Annotated in this window: 22 protein-coding genes and 1 pseudogene; 19 read left to right on the forward strand and 4 right to left on the reverse strand. The window is 70.2% G+C overall.

The window, feature by feature from the left end:
- Positions 1 to 119: 119 nt before the first annotated feature.
- Entirely contained in the window at positions 120 to 1,253 is a 1,134-nt protein-coding gene (locus ACQPXS_RS36300; RefSeq protein WP_433453731.1) for a C40 family peptidase, read from the reverse strand.
- Positions 1,254 to 1,767: 514 nt separating this feature from the next.
- Here ACQPXS_RS36300 and ACQPXS_RS36305 point away from each other — a divergent pair.
- The 19 genes and pseudogenes from ACQPXS_RS36305 (at position 1,768) to ACQPXS_RS36395 (ending at position 15,864) form a co-directional block, all read left to right on the forward strand.
- A complete protein-coding gene (locus tag ACQPXS_RS36305) occupies positions 1,768 to 2,523 on the forward strand; it encodes a DNA-methyltransferase (protein WP_433453732.1) in 756 nt (251 codons plus the stop codon).
- Between the two features lie 211 nt (positions 2,524 to 2,734).
- Positions 2,735 to 3,310 (forward strand): DUF4913 domain-containing protein, encoded by a 576-nt coding sequence (locus tag ACQPXS_RS36310; RefSeq protein WP_433453733.1) that lies wholly within the window; start codon positions 2,735 to 2,737, stop codon positions 3,308 to 3,310.
- Positions 3,307 to 3,792 carry a hypothetical protein gene (locus ACQPXS_RS36315; protein ID WP_433453734.1) on the forward strand — a complete coding sequence of 162 codons (486 nt, stop codon included), beginning with the start codon at positions 3,307 to 3,309 and terminating at the stop codon, positions 3,790 to 3,792. The genes ACQPXS_RS36310 and ACQPXS_RS36315 overlap by 4 nt, the downstream gene beginning before the upstream one ends.
- Before the next feature lie 18 nt (positions 3,793 to 3,810).
- Positions 3,811 to 4,509: a hypothetical protein gene (locus ACQPXS_RS36320; RefSeq protein WP_433453735.1), complete on the forward strand. Its 699-nt coding sequence runs from the start codon at positions 3,811 to 3,813 to the stop codon at positions 4,507 to 4,509.
- Between the two features lie 18 nt (positions 4,510 to 4,527).
- Positions 4,528 to 5,268 carry a hypothetical protein gene (locus tag ACQPXS_RS36325; protein ID WP_433453736.1) on the forward strand — a complete coding sequence of 247 codons (741 nt, stop codon included), beginning with the start codon at positions 4,528 to 4,530 and terminating at the stop codon, positions 5,266 to 5,268.
- Between the two features lie 180 nt (positions 5,269 to 5,448).
- Positions 5,449 to 5,742, forward strand: coding sequence for an SH3 domain-containing protein (locus ACQPXS_RS36330; RefSeq protein ID WP_433456109.1), 294 nt, complete (start codon positions 5,449 to 5,451; stop codon positions 5,740 to 5,742).
- A 98-nt stretch (positions 5,743 to 5,840) separates the two neighbouring features.
- Complete coding sequence (locus tag ACQPXS_RS36335) at positions 5,841 to 6,323, forward strand: hypothetical protein (protein WP_433453737.1); 483 nt, start codon at positions 5,841 to 5,843, stop codon at positions 6,321 to 6,323.
- A pseudogene (locus ACQPXS_RS36340) lies at positions 6,320 to 6,760 on the forward strand (hypothetical protein). Before ACQPXS_RS36335 ends, ACQPXS_RS36340 begins: the two are co-directional and overlap by 4 nt.
- Before the next feature lie 10 nt (positions 6,761 to 6,770).
- Entirely contained in the window at positions 6,771 to 7,187 is a 417-nt protein-coding gene (locus ACQPXS_RS36345) for a hypothetical protein (protein WP_433453738.1), read from the forward strand.
- A 44-nt stretch (positions 7,188 to 7,231) separates the two neighbouring features.
- Positions 7,232 to 8,074: a winged helix-turn-helix transcriptional regulator gene (locus tag ACQPXS_RS36350; protein ID WP_433453739.1), complete on the forward strand. Its 843-nt coding sequence runs from the start codon at positions 7,232 to 7,234 to the stop codon at positions 8,072 to 8,074.
- Positions 8,071 to 8,589: a regulator gene (locus ACQPXS_RS36355; protein WP_433453740.1), complete on the forward strand. Its 519-nt coding sequence runs from the start codon at positions 8,071 to 8,073 to the stop codon at positions 8,587 to 8,589. Before ACQPXS_RS36350 ends, ACQPXS_RS36355 begins: the two co-directional genes overlap by 4 nt.
- On the forward strand, positions 8,586 to 9,821 hold the full coding sequence (locus tag ACQPXS_RS36360; protein WP_433453741.1) for an MFS transporter: 1,236 nt from the start codon (positions 8,586 to 8,588) through the stop codon (positions 9,819 to 9,821). The genes ACQPXS_RS36355 and ACQPXS_RS36360 overlap by 4 nt, the downstream gene beginning before the upstream one ends.
- 35 nt (positions 9,822 to 9,856) lie before the next feature.
- The gene (locus tag ACQPXS_RS36365; protein WP_433453742.1) at positions 9,857 to 10,159 is read left to right on the forward strand and encodes a hypothetical protein; all 303 of its coding nucleotides are present in this window, start codon (positions 9,857 to 9,859) and stop codon (positions 10,157 to 10,159) included.
- 214 nt (positions 10,160 to 10,373) lie between these two features.
- Entirely contained in the window at positions 10,374 to 11,600 is a 1,227-nt protein-coding gene (locus ACQPXS_RS36370) for an ATP-grasp domain-containing protein (RefSeq protein WP_433456111.1), read from the forward strand.
- Positions 11,597 to 12,742 (forward strand): MFS transporter, encoded by a 1,146-nt coding sequence (locus ACQPXS_RS36375; protein ID WP_433453743.1) that lies wholly within the window; start codon positions 11,597 to 11,599, stop codon positions 12,740 to 12,742. Before ACQPXS_RS36370 ends, ACQPXS_RS36375 begins: the two co-directional genes overlap by 4 nt.
- Positions 12,739 to 13,359 carry an HAD family hydrolase gene (locus tag ACQPXS_RS36380; RefSeq protein WP_433453744.1) on the forward strand — a complete coding sequence of 207 codons (621 nt, stop codon included), beginning with the start codon at positions 12,739 to 12,741 and terminating at the stop codon, positions 13,357 to 13,359. Before ACQPXS_RS36375 ends, ACQPXS_RS36380 begins: the two co-directional genes overlap by 4 nt.
- 55 nt (positions 13,360 to 13,414) lie before the next feature.
- A complete protein-coding gene (locus tag ACQPXS_RS36385; RefSeq protein ID WP_433456113.1) occupies positions 13,415 to 14,260 on the forward strand; it encodes a DUF317 domain-containing protein in 846 nt (281 codons plus the stop codon).
- 30 nt (positions 14,261 to 14,290) lie between these two features.
- Positions 14,291 to 14,779: a hypothetical protein gene (locus ACQPXS_RS36390; RefSeq protein WP_433453745.1), complete on the forward strand. Its 489-nt coding sequence runs from the start codon at positions 14,291 to 14,293 to the stop codon at positions 14,777 to 14,779.
- 53 nt (positions 14,780 to 14,832) lie between these two features.
- On the forward strand, positions 14,833 to 15,864 hold the full coding sequence (locus ACQPXS_RS36395) for a SpaA isopeptide-forming pilin-related protein (protein ID WP_433453746.1): 1,032 nt from the start codon (positions 14,833 to 14,835) through the stop codon (positions 15,862 to 15,864).
- A gap of 201 nt (positions 15,865 to 16,065) precedes the next feature.
- Here ACQPXS_RS36395 and ACQPXS_RS36400 read toward each other — a convergent pair whose 3' ends face one another.
- The 3 genes from ACQPXS_RS36400 to ACQPXS_RS36410 are packed head-to-tail and all read right to left on the reverse strand — an operon-like array spanning position 16,066 to position 21,809.
- Positions 16,066 to 16,401: a DUF2267 domain-containing protein gene (locus ACQPXS_RS36400; protein WP_433456115.1), complete on the reverse strand. Its 336-nt coding sequence runs from the start codon at positions 16,399 to 16,401 to the stop codon at positions 16,066 to 16,068.
- 8 nt (positions 16,402 to 16,409) lie between these two features.
- Entirely contained in the window at positions 16,410 to 17,933 is a 1,524-nt protein-coding gene (locus ACQPXS_RS36405) for a gamma-glutamyltransferase (RefSeq protein WP_433453747.1), read from the reverse strand.
- Positions 17,934 to 17,993: 60 nt separating this feature from the next.
- Entirely contained in the window at positions 17,994 to 21,809 is a 3,816-nt protein-coding gene (locus ACQPXS_RS36410) for a DUF4365 domain-containing protein (RefSeq protein WP_433453748.1), read from the reverse strand.
- Positions 21,810 to 22,226: the final 417 nt, after the last annotated feature.

Here is a 22,226-nt window from a genome sequence, read left to right on the forward strand (position 1 = left end):
CGGGCCAGACGAGGGGCCGGCGAGAAGAGGGGAAGCAGAGGGGGTGGGGAGATGCGCTCGGGGCGCGGGAGATCACCGCGGCTGCGGCCCGCCCGGAGCGGTGCCCTGGCGGGGTGGCGTCAGATGACGCGGCGGGCGGCGAGAATCGTCCAGTCCTTGATCGGGGTGATCCGCACCGGCTTTGAAGAGCGCGGTGCCTCGATCACGAGGCCCTCGCCGATGTACATGCCGACATGCTCAGGCCGGGCGGCGGTGCCGCGGCTGAAGATGAGGTCACCGGGCTTGAGCTGGGCGGGCGAGACCGCCTTGCCCTCGTTGACCTGCGTGTACGTGGTGCGGCTGAGCGTGACGCCGGCGTGCGCGTACGCCTGCTGCATCAGCGAGCTGCAGTCGCAGCGGCCCATCGGGTCCGGGCCGTGGGCGTTGGTGCAGGATCCGCCCCACTGGTAGAGGGTGCCGAGCTGGTGCATCGCCCACTCGATGGCCTTGCGCGCCTTCGGGTCGGCGTCCTTGGGGATCTTGTATCCCTTTGGGACGCTGCCCTCGGGGATCGGGCCGAAGCCGGAGCCGTCCTGGCCCGGAGCGCAGCCGGTGGTGCCGGCTCCTGAGTCCTTGCCTGGGTTCGGATCCTTGGCGTCCTTGTCGTTGCCGGCGCCGGGGAAGGTCTTGGCGATGGCTTCCTGCAGCGCGGTGGCCAGGTGCTCCCACTGCGCGTAGGCGTCCGGCAGGCCGGACTGCTGTACTGCCTGGGCGGCCTGGGTGACGGTCATCTGCTGCCAGCCGTTCACCTTGAGCAGGTGCTTGTAGAACTGCTCGCTCGCGTACGTCGGGTCACGGATCTGCTCGGCGGTGCCCCAGCCCTGGGAGGGACGCTGCTGGAACAGCCCAAGGCTGTCCCTGTCGCCGTAGTTGAGGTTGCGCAGCCGCGACTCCTGCATCGCCGTGGCGAGCGCGATGACCTGGCCCTTCTTGGGGACGTCGAGGCTGATACCGGTGGCCACGATCGTCTGGGCATTGGGAACCTGCTCGGCGGGCAGGTCCAGGCCCTCGATGTGGACGTTCTTGCCGGACGCCCCGTCGAGGATCTTGGTGACCTGCTCGGCGACCTTGCCGGTGTCGATGTCGTTCAGGCAGACGAGGGAACTGCTGCTGCTTTGAACGGCGTCCGCGGAGGACGCCATCATCATGCCGGTGCCGGCGAGCAGGAGCGGGGAGAGGAAGACGACGCCGATGCCGGCGGCGAGCGCCTTCAACCGGAGCGGACCACTCGCGGGTCAGCGAGGTCGGGCAGGGGTGGGTAGCGAGACGTCATGAGCGTGTCCTTCGGGGGTGCGGTGTCCGGCGTGCCGCGTGCGCGAGGCGTGGTGGAAGGGCGCGGCGGCCGGGGTGGGCGATCAAGGTGGGTCAGCGCGGGGCGAGTTGCCGCTCGCTCCAGCTGGCCGGGCCGTGAGCTAGGTATGCCGGGGCAAGGGGGTACCTCCGTGAGGTGTGGCGGGGAGTAGCCATCGGCGGTGTGCGCCGGGCGGTTCAAAAACAGTAGATGCGGATTGGCGGTTGACCAAAAAGCTGGCGCGAGGTGCCGGAATCCGGCACCCCCGCACGGCACTTCTTGGTCGTCGGCGGATTCGCCTCTACAGTTTTTGGACTCCCCCTCGCCTCCTCGGTCTGCGGCCCTGGGCTTCTTCATGCCCACTTCCGGCCTGCGAGGACTCCCGTGCGAGGCGGCTGGTTCCCTCCGCGATTCCGCACCCGAATAGGGGTTCCCCTTTGCCTTTTTCCCTTCACCAGGGCGACGCCTTGGCCGTTCTCTCCGGACTTCCGGACGGCTGCGTCGACTCCGTCATCACCGACCCGCCGTACAACAGCGGTGGCCGGACCGCCAAGGAGCGCACCACGCGCTCCGCGAAGCAGAAGTACACCTCCGCCGATGCCAAGAACGACCTCGCCGACTTCACCGGCGAGAACATGGACCAGAGGTCTTATGCGTTCTGGCTGACGCAGATCATGACCGAAGCGCACCGTCTGACGAAGACCGGCGGGACCGCGCTGCTGTTCACCGACTGGCGTCAGCTCCCGACGACGACGGACGCGATCCAGGCCGCCGGGTGGCTGTGGCGCGGTGTGCTGGCCTGGCACAAGCCGCAGGCCAGGCCGCAGAAGGGCCGCTTCACCCAGAACTGCGAATTCATCGTCTGGGCCAGCAAGGGGCCGATCGACGGCTCCCGGAACCCGGTCTATCTGCCCGGCATGTACTCGGCGTCGCAGCCCTCGGGCGCGCAGCGCCGGCACATCACGCAGAAGCCGGTCGAGGTGATGCGCGAGCTGGTCAAGATCAGCCCCGAGGGCGGCACGGTCCTCGACTTTTGCGCCGGGTCCGGCTCCACGGGCGTGGCCGCTCTGCTGGAAGGCCGGGACTTCATCGGCGTGGAGAAGACCGAGCACTACGCGTCGGTCGCGGCCGACCGGCTCACCGAGACGATGCGCGAAACCCTCGCGCAGGACGACGTGGACCTTACCGGCTGAGCCCCGCCCGCCAAGGCGACCGGCTCCCCAAGCGTGGCCGTCGGCGACATACCGCCGCAGTGGCCGTGCAGCTCGCCGGATGGGCCGCGAGCAGACGCTTCCGTCCTTTTCTCATCCCGTGTCTCGTAGGAGGCCGAGCTTTTCAATGCCCGAATCAACAAAGTCGCCTGACGATGGCGAGTTGGAGCCGGTTCGTATTCCGGATCGACAGATGGAGGGAATCGAGGCGAGCGTGCGGCGGCTCATTGAGCAGTCGGCGCAACAGGCCCAGCAGCTCGACCACCTCGCCTCCGCCCCACCGCCCAGCGGATCACCGTTCGCCGCCTTCGGGATGCCAGGACTCGGCGGGCCGCCTCCCGCCGCTCCACCGGAGCCCCGCCCGATCCTGGAACTCGACGGAGAAGAACGCGAGGACGAACTCGACGCCCTCTCTGACTGGGTGGATGACTTCTTCCTCCCGGTGTACGGGGCGGAGGTCACCACCGCGGCACCTTGGTGCCTGCAGTGGCAGGAGCACGACGACGTCGTGGCCTGGCTCCACGCCCTGTGGCTCGCCTACCAGCAGCACAAGGATCCCGAAGCGGGGCTGTCCGGCCTGTTCGTGTGGCACCGCGACTTCCTCACCCACGCCGTCGCGGCGATCCGTGCGCCGGGCGGGCCGCTGTCGGCCTGCATGACCTCGCCTGACCGGCCAGCGCACCGCCTTTTGCCCGGCCCGCCGCCGTCCGTGCGCACGGAGACGGCGAATACGGCACAAGCCGCCGAGCCGGACGAGCCGACGTCATGACCGCGGGAGTGGGACAGCCCGCCTTCGCACTGAGCTTCGACCCCCGCGCGCTGACCGATCTCCTCCAGGCCCCCAGCGACATACGCGACCTCACGCTCGCCTACCTGCAGGAAGTCGTGAACGCGCAGCGCTTCGGCCTGCGTCTCGACGGTGACCTGGAGGGATTGCGGAAGCTGTTCGTGGACTCGCGCAAGGACTGGCGCGTGGTCTACGGCGTCCGTCCGGCACCCGCGGAGTCCGCGCACCACAAGGAGATCCACGTCGTCGCCATCCGGCCGCGAGCAGGCAACGACGTCTACGACGAGGTCGGCCGCCGCCTGGGGATGACCCGCCGGCCGCTGAGCGCCCGCACCCACGCGGCACGCTCGCGGTCCCCGCAGCTGACCACCCGCACTCCCGTGCCCCGGCCCGGTCCGCCGCCCACCGCACTGCCAGGGCTGCCCCCTCCCGCCCCAAACCCCGCGCACCATCACACCCGCTGAACGCACAGAGGTCCGCCTATGCCCCCTGAACCGGCGCCGGCACCCACCCGGCGTGCGGTCTCCCCGCTCGACCACCGCCTCGAAGCCGTCACCGGTCACGACATCGACACCCTGTGGGCCTACCGCGACCGCGGCGTCCTCGACGAGCAGCACGCCCAAGTGGTCGACCTGCACCGTGAACTGGCCAAGGCCCACACCAGCGTCACCTTCTATCTCCGGCTCCTCAACCGCCTGTCCAGCGGCGAGTTCGACGTCGATGACGCCCTGTTCACGCGCCTCGACCGCACCGTGGACCAGCTGGAAGAGGCCGCCGCCGCGCGGGACGCCGCGGCTAGGAGGGTGCTCGCCGCCCTGGAGCCCATCGAAGCCGCAGCGGCGGCTTCCGCGCCCGACGCCCGGCAGCTCTCGACGGACGACCAGGCGGCGCTGCTCGCCATCGCCGGCGGCGCCAAGCTCTACGAACACCTGCTGACCGGCCGGATGTCCGTCACAGCCGCCTCCGGTACCCGCATCCCCCACGCCAGGCTGCAGCAGTTGGAGGACGCCGGCCTGGTCGTCCGGGACACCGGCCACCCCGTGCACGCCGGCCAGCCGGTCGCACTCACCGACGCCGGACGGGCCGTGCTGGTCGCCGCCCGTCGGGCCCCCACAGCGCAGGCGCCGAAGGTCCCGGCTCGCCCCGGCGCGTCGCGGGCCACCCCGGCGCAGCGGCGCTGACTTCACCGAAAGGCTCTTTTGTCTCCCACCGAACTGGCGCCGGACCGGAAGTCCATTCCCCACGTCGACTTCGATCTGGACGACCTCGACGCCGACGAGGAGAAATGCCTCGACTTCTACCGCAAGGTCGCTGTCCACGAGGACATGCTCGTTCCCCTCGCCGAACATCACGACGGCCCGCGCAGCTACTACGTCCTGTTCGACCGCACCGCCACCTGGGGACACCCCGGCATGCCACAGGTGCTCGCCGTGCATCTGCAACGCGATCAGGCGGAGCGGACGTTCAGCTTCGAGCATGCCCATCTGCCGCTGCCCGCGATGGCGCAGTCCTGGCTCATCCACCGTGGCTGTCGGCCCGATGCCCTCGCCCTCGACCCCGAGCTGGGCCCGCCGCCGGCGGACGAGGCCACGCGAGCGCTGGAGCGACGCCTCGCCGACGACGGCGACCACTACGCCATGGGCTACTCCTACACCAGCGACGACCCGGACGACATGGTCATCGTCGTGGCCCTGCGCGCCCTGGAGGAGCGAGCCCCCTCACCGTTCCGCGTCGTGGTCGAAGAGGTCGACACCGAGACGTGGACGCACACCCTGCGCGAGGGCGGCTTCGACACGCTCGGCGAGGCACTGCAGTGGTGCGACAACCGCCTCGCCGGCCAGGCCGGCCCTCTTCCGCCGGTCCGTCCGGCAGCCGCCGCCAGCCGCCCGGCCGGCTTGCCGAAAGCCCCTGCCCCGCGCCCGCCCGGCCGCTCACGCTGAGCGTGAAAGCCGCCCGGGGCGGCGCAACATAGCCGACGATCGCCGGTTAGCCAAACCGGCGAATCTCCGGACTCTTATACAGCCGCCGGAACAACCCCGCGGCTCCTTCCCCCGCCATCCCCATGCCTTCACGGAGGTTTCTTCCGCATGCGCTCCACCCGAATTGCCATATCCGCAGCCATGCTCGGCGCCCTCGCTCTGCCGGTCCTGACCGCCACCACCGCCAGTGCGGCCCCCGCGAGCAGCTGCTCGTCCCAGCCTCCGCTGCCGTACGAGGTGCACACCAAGGCCGTGACCATCCGGTCCAAGGCCACCACGAAGTCGACCGCGCTCGGCGTGCTCTACCGGAGCCACAAGTTCAGCGTCGCCAAGAAGAGTGGCAACTGGCTCTACATCACGGACAAGACCACCGGGGTCAAGGGCTGGGTCTCCGGCACCTACGTCTACCGCGACGTCCCGATGTGCCTGGACTGACAGGCCCCCAGCAGGTGCCCGTCAGCGGCTGAGCCACCGGGTACGGCAGGACCTCCCATTACCCAGGGATCGGCCTTTCCAGAACAGGAGACTCCCTTTTGTCCGACGGCATATCCGATGAGTCTGAGGATGTCGTGGGCGTGCTCACCGAACGGATCGAAGCGCGTTTCGGCATGGGCATGGACCAGTTGAAGGCCGCGGTCGCCGCCGCGCCGACCGCGAATCCTGATGCCACCGACGTCGTCAAGTGGCACGGCCTTCTCGTCGAAGCCCAGTCCGTGCTCGACCGTGCGGAGGACGATCTTGTTGCTGCGCTGCAGACCCAGCCCAGCGAGGTCGACGATCCGACGATGGGCCTCGCCCACCGGGTGAACGCGGCCGTCACCGCCCGCGACGGCCGGGCCATGGTCGTGCGGTGGCTCCTTGACCCGGACGCTCCGGGGAAGAGGGACCTCGCCGCCCAGCGCCTTGCCCGCCTTCGGCCCCGCACCGGCCCGGCGGTGCAGACCAGCCCTCCTCATCGGCCAGCCGGTACCGCCGCACCGGCATCGGCGTGGCGATCGGCAAGGGGCGCCCGATGAGCCGGGACAAGGCCAGCACCATGGACGCCGACCTGTCCATGATCTTCGGAAGGCCGGTGCCCGAGCTGTACGAGGCGGCGGCCGGCCACGATGCCTCGCCCGCGCTTGCCCGGGCCCTGGAACTGCGCTCGTTCCTGGCGCTCACCGAGGAGCAGGTCGCCCGCGTCCGCGACCGCGTCTACGCCGACATGGAGCCGGACCGCGACATGGGCTAACTGTCGGCGGACAAGCTCCGCTTCGACGCCCAGTGGCTGGAGGCGGCGCTCGACGCCCGCGATGGCTACCGCGCCGCCCTTCGCGAGTTGCTGTGCACCACGCCCCCGCCCGGCCAGCGGGCCTGGCCCGCCCGCACGCAGCTCACGGCCGCCGCATCCCTGCCCCCGTCTGCCGCCCCGGCACCCCAGCGTGCCGGGGCGGCCCGGGGCCGCCGACCGTGAAAGCCCCCGCTTGCCCCACCTCACGTCCACCGACATAGCCGACCGGATCGAGAACCTGTACGGCGCGCCGCTCGCCGACCTCGAAGCCCACGCCCAGGACCAGCCGCCCGGCATGCTCTCCGCCCTGCTCGGCATGCACGAGGGTCTCGCCCTCGCCGAGCGCAGCATCGACGTCCACCGCGACCACCTCGCCCGGCTCATCCACCCCGAGCGGCAGATCGGCCCGCACGAGGTCTCCCACCTCCTCGACGGTGCACGCCGGCTCGCCGAAGCCGTCGCCGTCCGCGACGTCCAGGCCAAGTCGGTCGCCGCCGTCCTGCAGAGCCTGGCCCGCGTCTCAGCCCCGGCGCCTGCCCCGCCGCCGACTTGCTCGCCGCCCGTTGCAGCTCCGCCTCTTTCGGCGCCGAGCCCGGCGCACAGCCGCTGACCGCTCAGGCGATCCGCCCTTTCCTTCACCCAGGAGTTCCTCCCTTGGCCATCACCGCTCTGCCCCCTGACGCCGACGCGGACATCGCTCGGGTCACCGAGGCCCTCGCCATGATCACCCCGCGCTGGAACGTCAGGATCCTACTGGCCCTTTCCGGCCCGCCGCTGCGTTACAGCGAGCTGGCGGCCAAGGTGTCCTGGCTGCAGAACGGCCAGCTCCATCCCAAGCTCAAGGCACTGTGTGATGCCGGGCTCGTCGAGCGCACCGAACACACCGCGCGGCACGTGACCTACCGCCACACCGAACGTGGCGCGGCCCTGCTGCCGGTCCTGCCGGTGATCGTCACCTGGGCCGAGGAACACCTAGAGAAGGCGGACCGTCCACTGCCCGCGATCGAGCAGATCGAGGACAGCCTCACCCTCCTAACCCGGCGTCACGCCGCCGCCATCTTGTGGGTGCTCAAGTCCCGGCAGGAGGTCAGCGGCCGGGCCCTGGCCCGCATCGTGATGCCCAGCGGCGACTGGACCAACATTTATCCGCCGCTGCGGCAGCTCGTCGCCGACGGCCTGGTCGACACCGAGGGCATCGGCCGGCCCTACCGGCTGTCCGCAGCCGGCGACGGCCTCGGCCCCGTGCTCGGAGCCCTGTCCGCCTGGTCCGCCGGGCAGCGTCTCGACCAGGCGGCCCACCACCCTGTCTGGGGACACCCGCAGGAAAAGCCCGCGCCGAGGCCGTGGCTCAGCAGCCAGCCACGGCCGACCCCTGCGGCGCTCCCATCCGCTCGGACGCCCGGGTCCTCTCCGGCGTGGCACCACCGCGAGCTCTTCTCGCACGCCACGACCGCCCGCCCGAAGGCAGCCATTCCGGCGGGAGGCCCGCGCCGATGAGCACCCCCTTCACCCCTGCCGAAGTGCGCCACGCCGTCGAACTGCTGGCCTCGCGCTCCTTGATCCGCCTGGTCACCGAGATCGACGACAACGGCGCCATACCTCCGCGACGGCTGGCCGGCACCCTGCCCGACCTCTCCACGCGCCAGCTGCGAAGCGCCTCCGACACGGCCCGCGCCCACGGTCTCATCCGGGTCGCGCCCGGCGCCGGTCTGGAACTCACGCAGGGCGGAACGGAGTTGGCGGACCTGTACGACGCGATGGCTCGCTGGGCCCGGCGTCACGCCGTCCCAGCCCCCGTCTGCGAGTTCAGCCGCCGTATCCGGCACGTCCTCGACCTGTTGGCGCCATCGCTCACCACCGAGCACGCCGACGGCCTCGCACCGCTGTCCGCCCCGCGCCTGACCAGCGCCGGGGATGCGGCGGACCTTGCCCGTCCCCGCACGCTGCTGATCCAGTGGCTGGCCGGTAACCCCCAAATGGCCAGGGTGCCCGAGACCGAGCCGGTCGCGTGAGCGCAGCGGTCACACCCCGGCACGCACGCCACACCGCCGGGCTGCTGCGCGGCATCTACCTGCCGCGCACCGCGGACGCCCTCGCCTTCGCCATGTCCACCTACGGCATCCCGCTGCTGGTCCTGGCCACCACCCGCTCCGCCGCGCTCACGGGAGCGGCGTTCGCCTTGGAGTGGATTCCGAGGCTGGCGGCGTTCGGGTGGGCCGGATCGATCGTCGACCGGCGCGGGGCATCCGTCGTCTTCCACCTCGCCTCCCTGGGGCGCGCGCTGGCCCTGGCCGCCGGCGCGGTCCTGCTCCGCCTCCATCCGTCCGGCACGGTGGCGAGCGTGACCGTGATGGCACTCGCGGCGATCACAGGCGTACTCACCGAGTTCAGCTATATCGCGGCCGAGACCGCGGGCGCAGCCGCCGGCCGCCGCGCCGGAAGTCGGGCGCATCGCGTCCAGGCAGTCCTGCTCGGCATCGACCAGACCGCGACCCTGGCCGGGCCGGCGCTCGCCGCGGTGCTGCTGCTCGCCGGGCCGCCGCCGATGCTCGCGGCAATCACCGTGCTCTCGCTTCTCGCCGCGATGCTCGCCCTGCGCACACCCCCCTCGCCCATCGCCCCGGCCCGCACGCCCAAGGGGCAGACCAGTGTCGGGCTGCTCACCGGCTGGCACACCATCCGCTCCCTGCCCGCGCTCGGCTGGCTGGTGACCGGGCTGACCCTGTCCAACCTCGCCACCGGGCTCCTCCAAGCGGCTGGTCCTGTGATTGTCGTCAAGCACTTCGGGCAGTCCACCACCGACGTCGGCCTGGTCTGGTCCGCCGCTGCCGGAGCGACGCTCCTCAGCGTCACCCTCTGCCGGTTCGCGATCGACCGGCTGGGCCTGTGGCCGGTCGGCGCCGCCTGCGCCGTAGTCGCCTCGCTCGCCACTCTCGCCGCCGCCCAAGCCCCCGACTACCTGTCCTACCTGGTCTTGGTCGCGGTCCTCATGGCGGCCGAGGGCGGCATGACGGTGGTGCTGCGCACGCTGCGCTCCCAGCTGATTCCGCCGGAGAAGTTCGGCAGCACCCTGTCGGCGACCATCCTCATCCTCCTGCTGCCCTACCCCGTCGCCGGCGTACTGACCGCGCTCACACCGCCCGACGCACTGGGCCACGTCCTCACCGCCTGCGCGGTCCTGCAGGGCCTCGGACTGGCCCTCGCCTTCACGCGCCTGCGCACCGATCCAGCCTTGCGTACCTGACCTTGCACTTTTCCCCAGCCTGTGGAGAACCCCTCATGTCCACCGCCGTCCCCGGGACGAACCGTGCGAGCGGTCGCAGCATCACCGAGCGGTTCCGCGCCTTCGACGCACAGAACCCGCACGTCTATCTCGAACTGAGACGCATGGCCGCTCGCCGGTTGGCCGCCGGCGCCACACGGGTCAGCGTCAAGGACCTCTTCGAGGACCTGCGCCACCAACTCCCGTACGGAGTCGCCGGGCTGAACAACAACTTCACCGCCCTCTACGCCCGCCGCCTGATCGATGAGCACCTCAACTGGGCCAGCGTGTTCGAGCTGCGCCGCCGCCGTGCCGACTGACAACTCCCGTCCGTTTCCTCCCATCTGAGCATCCTCGGCACCGGCCACGCCGCTCAGCCTCGCCTGCCTCGCTCCCGGCGGCTGCTTGCCGGACACCCACAGCCGCCCGCCCCCGCCGAGGTCCGCCGCCCTCACACTCCTGCCCCCTCTTTCGAATCCGAGGAGCCTGTTCTTGTCCGACCGTCCTGTCGTCCTGGTCGTCGCCGCATCCGACATGGAGGCCGAGGCGTACCGCGGGTACTGCCTTCAGTCCGTGGCCGCCGCCTACGACGTCGTCCTGATCACCGGCGAAGAGCCCTCGTGGGAGGCGCCGTACCTGCGGGACTGCGTCGTCGTGTCCGACCCGACCGACCAGGCGGCGCTGTCCGCTGCCGGCCGGGCCCTGGCCGACCGCTACGACCTGGCCGGTGTGTTCACCTGGACCGAGTGGTACCTCGTCCCGGTCGCCCGCCTCGCGCGCCAGCTCGGCCTGCCCACCACCGTCCCGGAAGCCATGCAGGCATGCCGCAACAAGGCCACCTCCCGCACGCTGTTCGCCCGGCATGGGGTTCCGTCGGCTGCCTCGGTGAGCGTGCGCACGCGTGCCGAGGCCGAGGTGGCGGCCGAGCGGATCGGCTATCCGGTTGTGCTGAAGCCCGCCGCGCACGCGGCCAGCATCGGGGTGATCCGCGCCGACACCCCCGAACAGCTCACCGCCGCCTTCGCGTTCGCCGACCAGGCGGCCGGGCTGGGGCTCGAGTCCACCAGCGTGCTGGTGGAGGAGTATCTCGACGGACCCGAGGTGTCGGCCGAGTGCGTCACCTACGGCGGGGAGACCACCGTGGTGGCCGTCACCCGCAAGACGGTCAGCGCCCCGCCGTATTTCGAGGAACTGGCCCACTCGGTCGACGCCGCCGACCCGCTGCTCGACGTGGTCGCCCCGGCGGCACGGGCCGCGATCCATGCCCTGGGGATCACCGATGGCGTCTCCCATGTCGAGATGCGGCTGGTCGACGGCCGGCCGCGGCTGGTCGAGGTCAACGGCCGGATCGCCGGTGACATGATCGGCCATCTCGTCCAGCTCGCCACTGGCATCGATCTGCCCCGGGCCGCCGCCGACATCGCCTGCGGCCGAGCCCCCGACCTCACCCCGACCCGGTCCTCGGCCGCCGCGATCCAGCTGCTCTACCCGGACACCTCCGGCACTCTGCTCCGCCTCGGATTCGACGGCGTCAGCCCGCGCTGGCTGGAACGCGTGCACTTCCAGCACCAGGTCGGCGACCAGCTGATCCTGCCGGCCGACGGCGGCAACATGTTCACCGCCCGTATCGGCTACCTGATCACCACCGCGCCCACCGCGGACCTCGCACAGGCCCGCGCCCAGCAGGCTGTGCGCCGTCTCCAGGTCGAGGTGGTACCCCGCACAACCGATGAGACTGTTCCGGGTGGCCGCCCCGCATGAGCCGCGCCAACGCTTCCGTTCGCCGCAGCCGGATTCTGCTGACCGGTTACTTCCTCGGCCTGGGCGTGGTGATGGCGGTCTGGGGCGCCCGGATGCCGGCCATCCAGCACGCCGCCCACCTCACCACCGCTGGCCTTTCCCTCGTCCTGCTCGCCGCCGCTGTCGGCATGGTTGCCGGACTGCAGGCCGGGGGCCGACTCGTCCGGCCCGACCGACTTCCCCTGCTCCTGATCGGCGGAGCCGTCGCGCTGGCAGCAGCCCTCGCCGTGCTGGGGCAGTGTCGGACGCTGGCCTCGCTACTCGCGGCGGCTGTCACCTTCGGTGCCGCGCACGGTGTCCTGGATGTCGCCGCCAACACCGCGGCGGTCCGCTGCCAGAACGCCGCTGGCCGGCCGGTCATGTCCTCCCTGCACGCCGCGTACTCGATCGGTGCCCTGGGCGGTGCCGCCCTGGCCGCCGTCACTGCCCGCACGGCCCACAGCACCCTGTTCCTGGCGACCGGCCTCGCGCTGACCGCAACCGTGCTTGTGGCCGGGCCGCGCACCCTGGCGCTCAGTGGCGCCGACCAGCCCAAGCTCCCCGGCCCCGCAGCGGCCGGTCGGGGCCCGACGGGAGGTGTGTGGCTGCTGGGTGCGCTGGCGGCTGCGAGCCTGCTGGGGGAGGGGGCGGCAGCCGACTGGGCCGCAGTGCACCTGCACACGCTGCACGCCACAACCGCCCTCAGCGCGACAGCGTTTGCCCTCTACAGCACGGGCATGGCGATCGGCCGGCTCACCGGCGACCGGCTTACCGCTGCCATCGGTGCCACTGCCTTGGTTCGTACTGGCGCGGCGCTCGCCGCCGCCGGACTGGCCACCGGCGTCTTGGTCGACAGCGTGCCTGCGGCGCTGGCCGGCTGGGCGGTCTTCGGGCTCGGCCTGTCCGGCACCGTCCCCTCCTTGATCACCGCCGCCGGCAGACACGGCCCGAGGGCCGTCGCCACGGTCTCCGTCACCGGCTACCTCGGCCTCCTCGCCGGCCCCGCCGTCATCGGCGCCCTCGCCAGCGCCACCACCTTGCCCACGGCCCTGCTGCTGCCCGCCCTCCTCGCAGCCGCTCTCGCCGCCCTCACCCGCCGAGCCCTGGAGAACGCCGCCCCTTGACCCGCCCCACCGGCCCTGACGCCGTCATCCTCGACTACAACGGCGTCCTCGGCCTGCAGCCGACCCGCGCCCAGTGGCTACGGCTGGCCCGTACCGCTTCCTGGCCCGAAGACGATCTCGCAGCATTCCAGCGGGCCTTCTGGAACGCCCGCGACCTCTACGACGCCGGCCAGCTCAGCGACCTGGCGTACTGGGCCCGCGTCCTCGGCTTTCATCCAGGCCCTCGCCTGTTGCGCGAACTCATCGCCGCAGACACCGACATGTGGACCGCGACCGACGCCAGCGTCCTGTCCGTCCTACGCCGCGCCCACGCCACCGGACTGCCGATGGTGCTGTTGTCCAACGCACCCGCCCACCTCAGTACGGTGCTCGACACCCACGACTGGCGCCGCATGATGACCCAGGCGCTCTACTCCGCCCGCCTGCAGCTGTGCAAGCCCGCCCCGGCCACCTACCAACAGGCACTGCAGGCCACCGGGGTGAGAGATCCACGACGCGTGCTGTTCGTGGACGACCGCCCCGACAACTGCCAGGCCGCCGCCCGCCTGGGCCTGCGCACGCTGCACTACACCGGCTCCACCGACGCCCTCCGAGCAACTCTGCTGCCCGCCGGCTGACTCATCCGCCCACACCGCCACTCAGGAACCCGTGTCCCTTCACGACGACCTTCATATGCTCGACGGAGACGTCTTCGTCTCCCCGCGCCATCTCGCCGGCAGCACCTGCACCGGCGACCCTGCCCTCGTCCCGCTCCTCGACCATGGCTGGGACCTTCAGTACGACGACCTCGGCAACGTGTATGTCAACGCCCCCGACCGGCGCGTGCGCTTGGGCTACCTGCCCGAAGGCGAGGACGACGGACTCTGGCGCATCAACGCCTACAAGGACCCATTCGACCCCCCGACATGGGGCGTGTGTTTCAACGACCGCGTCCCCACCGAGTTCGTCCAGGCGTTCACCACCGCCCTCGCCACCGCCTACGAACAGGGGCCGGACGCCTACCTCGCCAGGCCGGTCTCGGGAACCGACGAGCACGATCCCTTCCTCGCCGTCGCGCCTCTTCTGCAACAGGGCTGGCAGATCGACCGTCCCCGCTGGGGAGTCTTCGCCGTCCAGGCCCCGGACGGCCTCGCCGGCCTGGAGTTCACCACCGGGGACCTCGATCCGGAAGCCGAGCTGACCACCCGTGACGCCCGCTGGCAGCTGTGGGCGGGAAAATCCATCGACCGGCCCGTCTGGTACGCGACGGCCAGCACCGACACCCCCGTCGCCCTGCTCACCGCAGTCACCCAGTGCGTCACCGACCCGACCCCGCTGCCCCGGTGGCGCCAGGAAACCCTCAGCTACATCGAGGGCATGGCCAAGCTCACCCCCATCATCCCGCCACAGCCGCCGGCCCCGACCCCGCTCGACGTGCAGCGGGCTGCCGCCTCCCGCCGGCCGGCTGCGCTGCCGGCTGCGAGTGTCCCTCGATGGAGCACCACCAGCCGACCAGCCCTACCCAGCCCGCGCCGATAGCGTCGGTCCGTTCTCGACTGGAGTTCTCTCTTGCCCCTGCACGCCGCCGAGTTCTTCGCCGAGCTGTGCCTTCCCTTCCACGACCACGCCGTCGTAGGCCCCACCTACTTCGCCGCCCCGGTCCCGGGCGCACCGCTGCGGCTGCGAATCGACTTCACCGCCACCATCCACGCGGACACCTACGGCGGACTGCGTGTGGCGGTCATCCACCCGGACCGCGGAGAAATCGACGCGGTCGCCCTCAGCTTCCTCGATCACGGCACCTTCCACCGCCGCGACGAAGCCAACAACACCCGGCCGAACACCAAGCAGTACGGCACGTTCAGCACCAAGGGCCACTCCGGCCAGCCACCCTGGGAAGGAGCCGTCACCACCGGGCTGCGCGACGCCATCGAGCAGTACACCACCGTCTGGTTCCCCGGCGCCTGGGCCGCGTCCACGCCCAGCCCCGCGGCGAGCCGGACCGCGCACCGGGCGCCCGCCCCGTCGGCCACACGCAGCCAAGCCCGCACCCGCTGAATCCCCGTGCGGTGAGCGACCTTCCACCAACCGATCAAGGAGCCCTCTTCCCCGTGCACGCTCGTTTCGTCCGTGGCGCCGTCCGATCCGCCGCCGTCGCCGCCGCGGTGACCGGCACGCTCACCTGGGCGCCGACCGCGAACGCCCAACCCTCCGAACCGACACCCTCCGCGTCGGCCACCGCTGCCGACACACCGGCCCCGGACGTGGGCAGCGTTGAGATCACCACCAGGGACACGGCCGGAGATGTGCTCCCCGACGCCGCGTTCCTGCTGCTCGACTCAGCCGGCCAGGAGGCCGGACGCGGGACAACCGACGCGCAGGGGAAGCTGACCTTCCCCGACCTCGCCCCGGGCATCTACCGGCTCAAGGAGACGGCCTCCGGCAGCCCGCTCCACGAGGTTGTCGCCGACCAGGACGTCATCATCACGCCCGGGGCGACCACGCGGCTGACGATCACCGACCCGTTCAAGGCCGCCAAGGTCCTCCTGAAGGCCAAGGACGACAAGACCGGCAAGCTCCTGCCCGGCACAACCGTGAACATCGGCACCGGCACCTCAACGCTGCTCACCCTGACGACCGGCGCCAAGGGCACGGCCTCCGGGGAGCTGCCGGTGTCGAGCCGGAAGACGGAGTTCTGGGTCAGGCAGGTCAAGGCACCCGCCGGATACGACCTCTACAAGCCGTCCAAGACGTTCACCGCGGGCCCAGGCTCACCGGTGACTGTGACCCTCACTAACACCAAGACTGCGACCAGCCCGAAGCCCGACCCCTCGGACAAGCCGACGCCCAAGCCCTCCGGCACCCCGACTCCTCCGGAAACGCCGGGCGACGGCACCGGCGGGGTCAAGCCCTCAGCGCCGGGCACCGGCACGCCGGATGCTGACTCCTTGGCCGCGTCCTCGGACAGCGACTCCTCGCCGACGACCCCGGCAGGCTCCCTCGCCCACACCGGTGCCGACGCCACGCCTTGGATCGCCGCCGGCGCGGGGCTCCTCGTCATCGCAGGCGCCGTCACCCTGGTCGCTGTCCGCCGTCGTAGGGCTGCCGAGTCCGAGCACGACGACAACAACAAGACCAACTAGCCAAAGATCAATCACCGTCGCAGGCTCCCGCGAAGCGCTTCCGGGGGCCTGCTGGCGTTTATCGACGCCGAACCGCTGGCAAACCTCCGGCACGGGCGGCGTGCCGCCGCTATGCCTGCCCCGTCACAGGGCAACCCGGCCCGTACGTGGACCTTTAGCACCGGCACGGCCGAGCGCTTTGTCGTGCTGCGCTCCGGCTGGTCAGGCTGGCTGGGGGCGGCCGAAGAGAAGGTCGTAGCCCGCGGGGAGCTGCAGCAGGATCCGGTTCAGCAAGTCGTCGCTGGCGACGACGCTGAGCATGGCGCTGGCATCCCAGGCCGCGGTCTGCTCGGTGGCGCCCTCGATCCAGGCCGCTGTCGCCCGGACGAACCTGTCTGGCACAAGCGGTTCGTGTGCCTTGAGTGGGTTGAGCAGGACCAGCGCGAGCGTCTCGGGGAGGCGGGCGGCCAGCTCGCTTCGCACCTCGCCCACCAGGTGCGCGCCCAGCAGAGCGAGCGCGGTGCGGGAGGATCGTTCCGCCGTTCGGGGTCGGTTGATGTGGAGATCTAGGCGCGTACCGGGGGCAGGTCGTAGCGACTGACGGCCAGGTACGTCTCTGGGGTCGCCGCTTCGAGAAGACTCTCGTCGCCTTCCAGGTCGAGTGCCGGCTCCTGGGGGTGGCGCAGCAGTTCGCTCCAGTTGGTCGCCGCGCCCCGCTCGTAGGCGTCGCGGAGCAGGGGGCGCAGCCGGGGGCGGGCTTCCTCCTGCTGCTCGCGGAAGATCCGCCGCTGGGTGAGCCGCTGTTCTTCCTGGGCTTCGTCGCTGAGCTCCTGGTCACCGCTCGGCTCGTCCTCGGCGCGAAGTCCTGGAGTGCGCCGGGCGATGGCGAGGTCTTCGTCGTGGAGGCGCTCGCAGGCGGCGAATAGCTTCCGGGACATGCCGAGGTGTACTTCCGTTCCGGGGATGCGGCAGGTGAGGAAGTCGTCGAGCCCCATGGAGCGGATACCGGCGCGCAAGGTGTGCTGCTCGGCTTGGAGCGCTGCTCCGCGGGCGTCGGCCCGCATGGCGAGGGTGAGGCCGTCGTGCTCCAGGGGCGTGGTGAGTCCGGTGCGCCGGCGGCGGGAAGTGCGGTCTGCGGGCACGGGCACCGTGCGCAGTTGCGAGGCGGGAGCGGAGCGCAAGGCGAGGTAGGTGAGCATCTGGACGCGGGCCGCGCCGATGAGCGCGTCGTCGCTGTCGCCGAGGCGGTCTTCCAGGTTGCCCGGGCCCGCCGCCTCGTCGTCGATGCCGGACCCGTCAGAGTTGAGGGGCGGCTGGCCAGGGTGCAGGTCGTGGTCGATGGTGAGGAAGAGATCGTCACCGGGCCGTACTGACGCTCCGACCAGGACGGTGCGGTGCGCATACGCGCCGAGGATCTTGCTTCCGGCCGCCAGCTGCGCCCACCCCTTGCGGAGCGTGCCCAGGCCGATGTCGCCCCCCTTGGCCTCGATCAGCCAGTACATCTCCTCGGCCTCGTGGCGCCCCCACAGGTCGGGCAGCTTCTTCTTCGGATCTTTGAACGTCTTGCGCAGGGCGGGGACAGGGCCGCCGAGTTCGAGGTGCTCGGTCTGGCCGAGGCCCAGCAGTGAGCGGCAGGCCCACTCGGTCATCGTCATGCCCAGCCGGTAGCTGGCGGCGTTCTTCGCGCTGCGCTCGGTGCCGTGCGCGTACACCGGGTTCCAGGTCAGGCGTCGCCCCTTCGCTCCAGGCACAGGGTGGCGGGGCTCGACGGAGTGCGCGCCGAGATAGGCGTACAGCGGAGAAACCCGAGCGACCAGTTCCCCGTGTGCGTAGCGCGGCTGGTTCTGCAGGTGAGGGGTGACGTCCCGGCCGACCTCGGTGGCGGCTTTGATGATCTCCCGCCACGTGGTGGTCGGGGCGTACCAGCCGTCGGCCGCCGGGAAGCCGTTCGACCCGACCCACGGCTGGTGCTCGGCCGTCCGCCACTGCTTGCGCGGCTTGTTCGCGGGCCCGTTACGGATCAGGACCGGCACGTCGAAGCTATCGGCATACGTGAGCGGCGGCGCGTCGGGAACATCTGCGGGGATCATGTCGATCACTCTGGCACGGGCCGTGACGTCTCCCGGCGCCGGGTATCAGGGTCTTTACATTCAGGCTGCTTCATCAACGAGCGGCAGGGCGGCATCGACGATCGCGGTAGCTGTAACGGCTGAGAATCCCCGCTGGGCCGTCAACTGTTCCACCAACGTCTGCCGGAGGTAGGCAACCAGATCTCCTTCCTGCGAGGCATCCGGCGGGGAGACGAGCTGACCGCTCAGCTCGCTTCGGCGGAGTGCCGACCGGCGGCAGGCTTCAATTGCCTGTGGTGAAGCTGCGAGCAGACTGTCTGCCACCTCGGGACCGACTCCGACAGCGATCAGGGTTTCCGCGGCCAGTTGAAAGACTGCCTGGGGGATATCCTGGGGGTGCTTCCCCGCGGTCACTCCAGCGGCCGCGATGGCGAACCAGGCGCCGAGTTGTTCCGGTCGGCTGTCCCAAAGCCTTTCTGCGACAAGCGCCCACAAGGACTGCGTTCGGCCGGTGGCCCACAGCTGCGGCCGGGCGAAGAGCATTGCGGCGCCAGCTGGCCGCCAGTCGGCTTGCGCTGCCACATCCGCAATGTCGTCCACCGCGATCGGGAGATCCACCACATGTGCTGCGACGAGAGTGCGCATGTCCTGGTCGTGCCGTTCGTCGGTGAACTCGGGATAGTCGCTTAGCTCTTTCAGAACGTGCAGGAGGGCCACAGTGCCGAAGGCGGGGACGTGTGCGCGGGTGAGCATCTCGCGGAGGGCGGCATCGTCGCACCACAAGGGGGCACCGGTGGTGAGGGCGTGCTGGGCGGCTGAAAGCCAGGGGGCATCAGCTTCATCGGGAACAGTGGTCAAGCCGAGCCGACTGCGGATCTCACTGAGGTCGGGTACCTCGATTGGTTGCAGGGCCGGGATGATGCGGTTGATGGCCGCGGCCTGCAGCGCCAGGTGGTCTTTGTCTTCGGCGGAGTATTCGAAGAGGGTGGAATGCCCGTCGCGGACCCCGAGCTGGCCCGACGCCCGAAGCATCTCACTGAGGGCGTATCGGGTCTGAAGGATGTCGTCATAGACCGCCGTGGTGGTAGGCGTGGCGGCGAAGACGGCTCGCAACTGGTTGAACCGACCCGGGATGAGAGAGGTCACGGCCAGGGTGCTGACGTCCAGGACAGCAGTGCGGTTCAAAGCCTGGCGCACTGCTCTGATTTCCGCAGTCACCTGTGCGTCATCGAGGCTGCATGCGGGGATGAGGCCAGCGGCCCGCTGGATGTAGGCGAGGGCGACGGGACGCCGCGCTGCCCAAGCGAGCATGCCCATGGGGACGGCTCCGCAACGGACGGCGTCGGCGGCTGCTTCGAGCAGCCTTTCGCGGGGGCCGAGGTGCTGCTCTACCATCCGCACCAGTGCTTCCGTGTCGGCGGGCATCATGGTGAGGGCCTTGGTCGCGGGCAGATCGGTCAGCAACGACTGCATTCGGGCGCGCAGGTCATCAGGCAGCACCAGCGGACGTGCTGTGGTGTCGGCATCGTCGGCTGACGGCTCGCTGGTGGCGAAGAGGAGTCCGCCGAGAATTGCCCCGGTCAGCTCTGTGTCCTCGCGGCGGTAGCGCTCGGCGAGGTCGATTGCGGTTTGCGCCAGTTCTGTTGTCCATCCAGACCAGCCGACCAGCATGAGCCATGACCGGACGTCGTCTGTGTTGCGGATCTGCGGTGCGAAACGAGCCAGTGTGTCCCGTGCCGCCTCAGGATTGCGACCGTTGAGTTGGGCGCGAATGGCCGCCCATGCGAAGGCGAGTGCGGACTGTGGAAGAACTCCTGCGGATCCCTCAAGGGCAGTGACGCGTTCGATCCCGATCTCCTCGGCCAGGCCGATGAGGGCATGCTCTTCCATGTCGTTCCAGTCGGACCGGTCGTGGGCCCATTGGATGGCCAATCCACGCAGTTGGCGGCGCATGCCGGCGGGCAAGAGCGGCTGGCTCAACAAGGTCAGCGCCTTGATGCGCGCCTGCTCCGTTGCGCCAGCGCGGTCCCACAGCTCGACCGCGAGGACGCGCGGTCGGGCGTCACCGAAACGTCGCCCCGCTCTCTCAGCCGCTTCAGCAGCTGCGGCCAGTTGCCCCTCGCGCTCGTACAACTCAACGAGTCCTACCGCAGCCACGATGCTGGTGTTCTCCCATTCACGCAGACGCCTGATCGCGGCCTCCGTCGCGCCCTGCGCGGCCTCAGCCACGGCCCAACGTGTCTGGTAGATCGCTTCCGGAATGAGCCCCTGCTCACGGATCTGGTCGAGATAGGGCACGGGCCAGACGCCGAGGCTGGACAAGGCGAATGCCGCATTGCCACGTTGATCGTCGTCGGTGGCGCCGGCTGCAGCGGCTTGCCATGCGGTGATGCGGTGCTCGCGGTCGCCATCCGGATCTGCCTCGGCCGCGTATGCGGCGAGGTGAAGTCGCGCCGAATCGCTGATCAGCCCGGCGGCGATCAGATCCGCCAGGTCTGGTCGGCCCGCTTTGTAGGCAAGCCGCACTGCCTCCAGTTGCAGCGGCTCGTAGGTTGTTTCTGGTTCTTGTGCGTCTCCTTCCGGCGCGGCGAGCGCCGTATGGATGGCGGCCATCACGTCGGTGGCCATCAGCCGCGCCTCCAGGAGGATGATGGCGGCCGTAGTGCTGGGTCCGCGCCAGCGACGAAGATCGGCACGTGCGGCCAGGGCCAGGCGTAGGGCGCGCCTGGTGTCGAGGGATGCCTGCCGCGGTGTTCCGGTTGCGCCACGCAGCAGACATCGAGCGAGGTCGAGTTGCAGGCTCGGTTCTTGTGGCGCGATCCGCAGAGCCCTTTCCAGCAGGTCCTCGCCGTCCTCGTGGCGATCGGCTGCGAAATGGCAGTACGCAGCGAACCGCAGGATGTTGACGTCCCTGGCTGCAGCCGGGTCGCCTTCGGCCAGTGCTTGTGCCACCACCTCGGGCAAGTGCTTGGGGAACTGTCCACCGGTGGCCAGCAGGACATGGGTGGCGGCCACCAGTACGGTGGAGCCCGCTCTTTCGGCGGCTGCTGACAGGCTGCGGGCACGGTCGGGTGCATGGGTGACGGCTGTGAAAGCGGCGAGGGCGAGCAGGTGGCCGTTGTCGTCGCGCGCTGTGGTAGCGGCACGTTCCAGGGCGTTGGTGGCCGCAGGACCGAGTTCGTGCGCACAGGCGTAGGCGGCGATCGTCCTCCAGGCGCCTTCCTCGTGTGTCGGTTGAAGCTGGGTCAGCCAGCGGGGCGGGTGGGTGAGGAGTTCGGTGACCGTGCGGTCCGGGTTGTCGGTCTCGGCAAGGAGCCGGGCCAGGGGCAGGGGATGGCTGGCTCCGTCTTGGTGGTCTTGCAAGAGACGGAGCCGAACGTCACCTGGGAGCTGGTCGGTCGCTGTTCGGAGGGGGTCGATGTCCTGTTGGAGGCGCGCTGGCCGGCTTAGGGCTTCGGCGTTGGCGTCGTCGATCTGTTGATGTGACGGGACGAACACCTTGTAGTGCTTGCCGGTGGAGACAAGTGTGTCCTCGTTGACGTGCTGCCAGTACACCCGTTCAGTCACCGGGTCGAACAGCATGAGAGTCACCGGTAGGGAGTGTTTCTCCCAGTACGCCACATGAGCGGCATCGCACGGATACCACCAGCCGCCTTCACCAGCGACATCGAACTGGCTTTCACCTGACTTGATTTGCACAGCGAGCAGACGGCCGCTCGCACCACCCGTGGTCCTGGAGGTCAGGCTGGCACCCGTGACTACCTCCAGGTGTGCATCGATGCCGACATCACTGGTCTCCTGCTCGCGAAACAGCCAGCCCAGACGAGTGGTCACCAGATATCCGGTCCTGGAGACCCCTGCACGGTCAATCAGGTGAGTCGCACGCACCGTCGTCACAGTGTTTTCCCCATCCCCGCCGAGTCACGAAGCCATGACTCCCCCTTGCGGAACCAGGCTAGGCGACGGCACTGACACGCCTGCGGCCCAGCGGTGACAGGTGAAGGTCGCCGACCAGGGGTGGTGAAGCTGGGCCGACATGCTGCCCGATTGCCGCCCAGGAACAGCCCGGAAAAATGGCGCCGTCTCGTCTACCCCCGACATGGCCGTACGGGACCGCATCCTCAAACCCGGCCTTCGTGCAGTCCGGCAGAGAACGCGGCCGACGCTCGCGTTCGGAATTCACGCACGACTCTCCGACGTACGGCACGGCCCAGTCCGCCCCAGCCGGTACGGCCATCAACACCCCCCGGCGTGCTCAGCCCGCATGACTAGGTTCGCTGTCAGAAAAGCCGAAACGACTGGGTTCATTGTCAA

The organism is Streptomyces sp. CA-142005 (assembly GCF_050942335.1).
GTDB lineage: Bacteria > Actinomycetota > Actinomycetes > Streptomycetales > Streptomycetaceae > Streptomyces.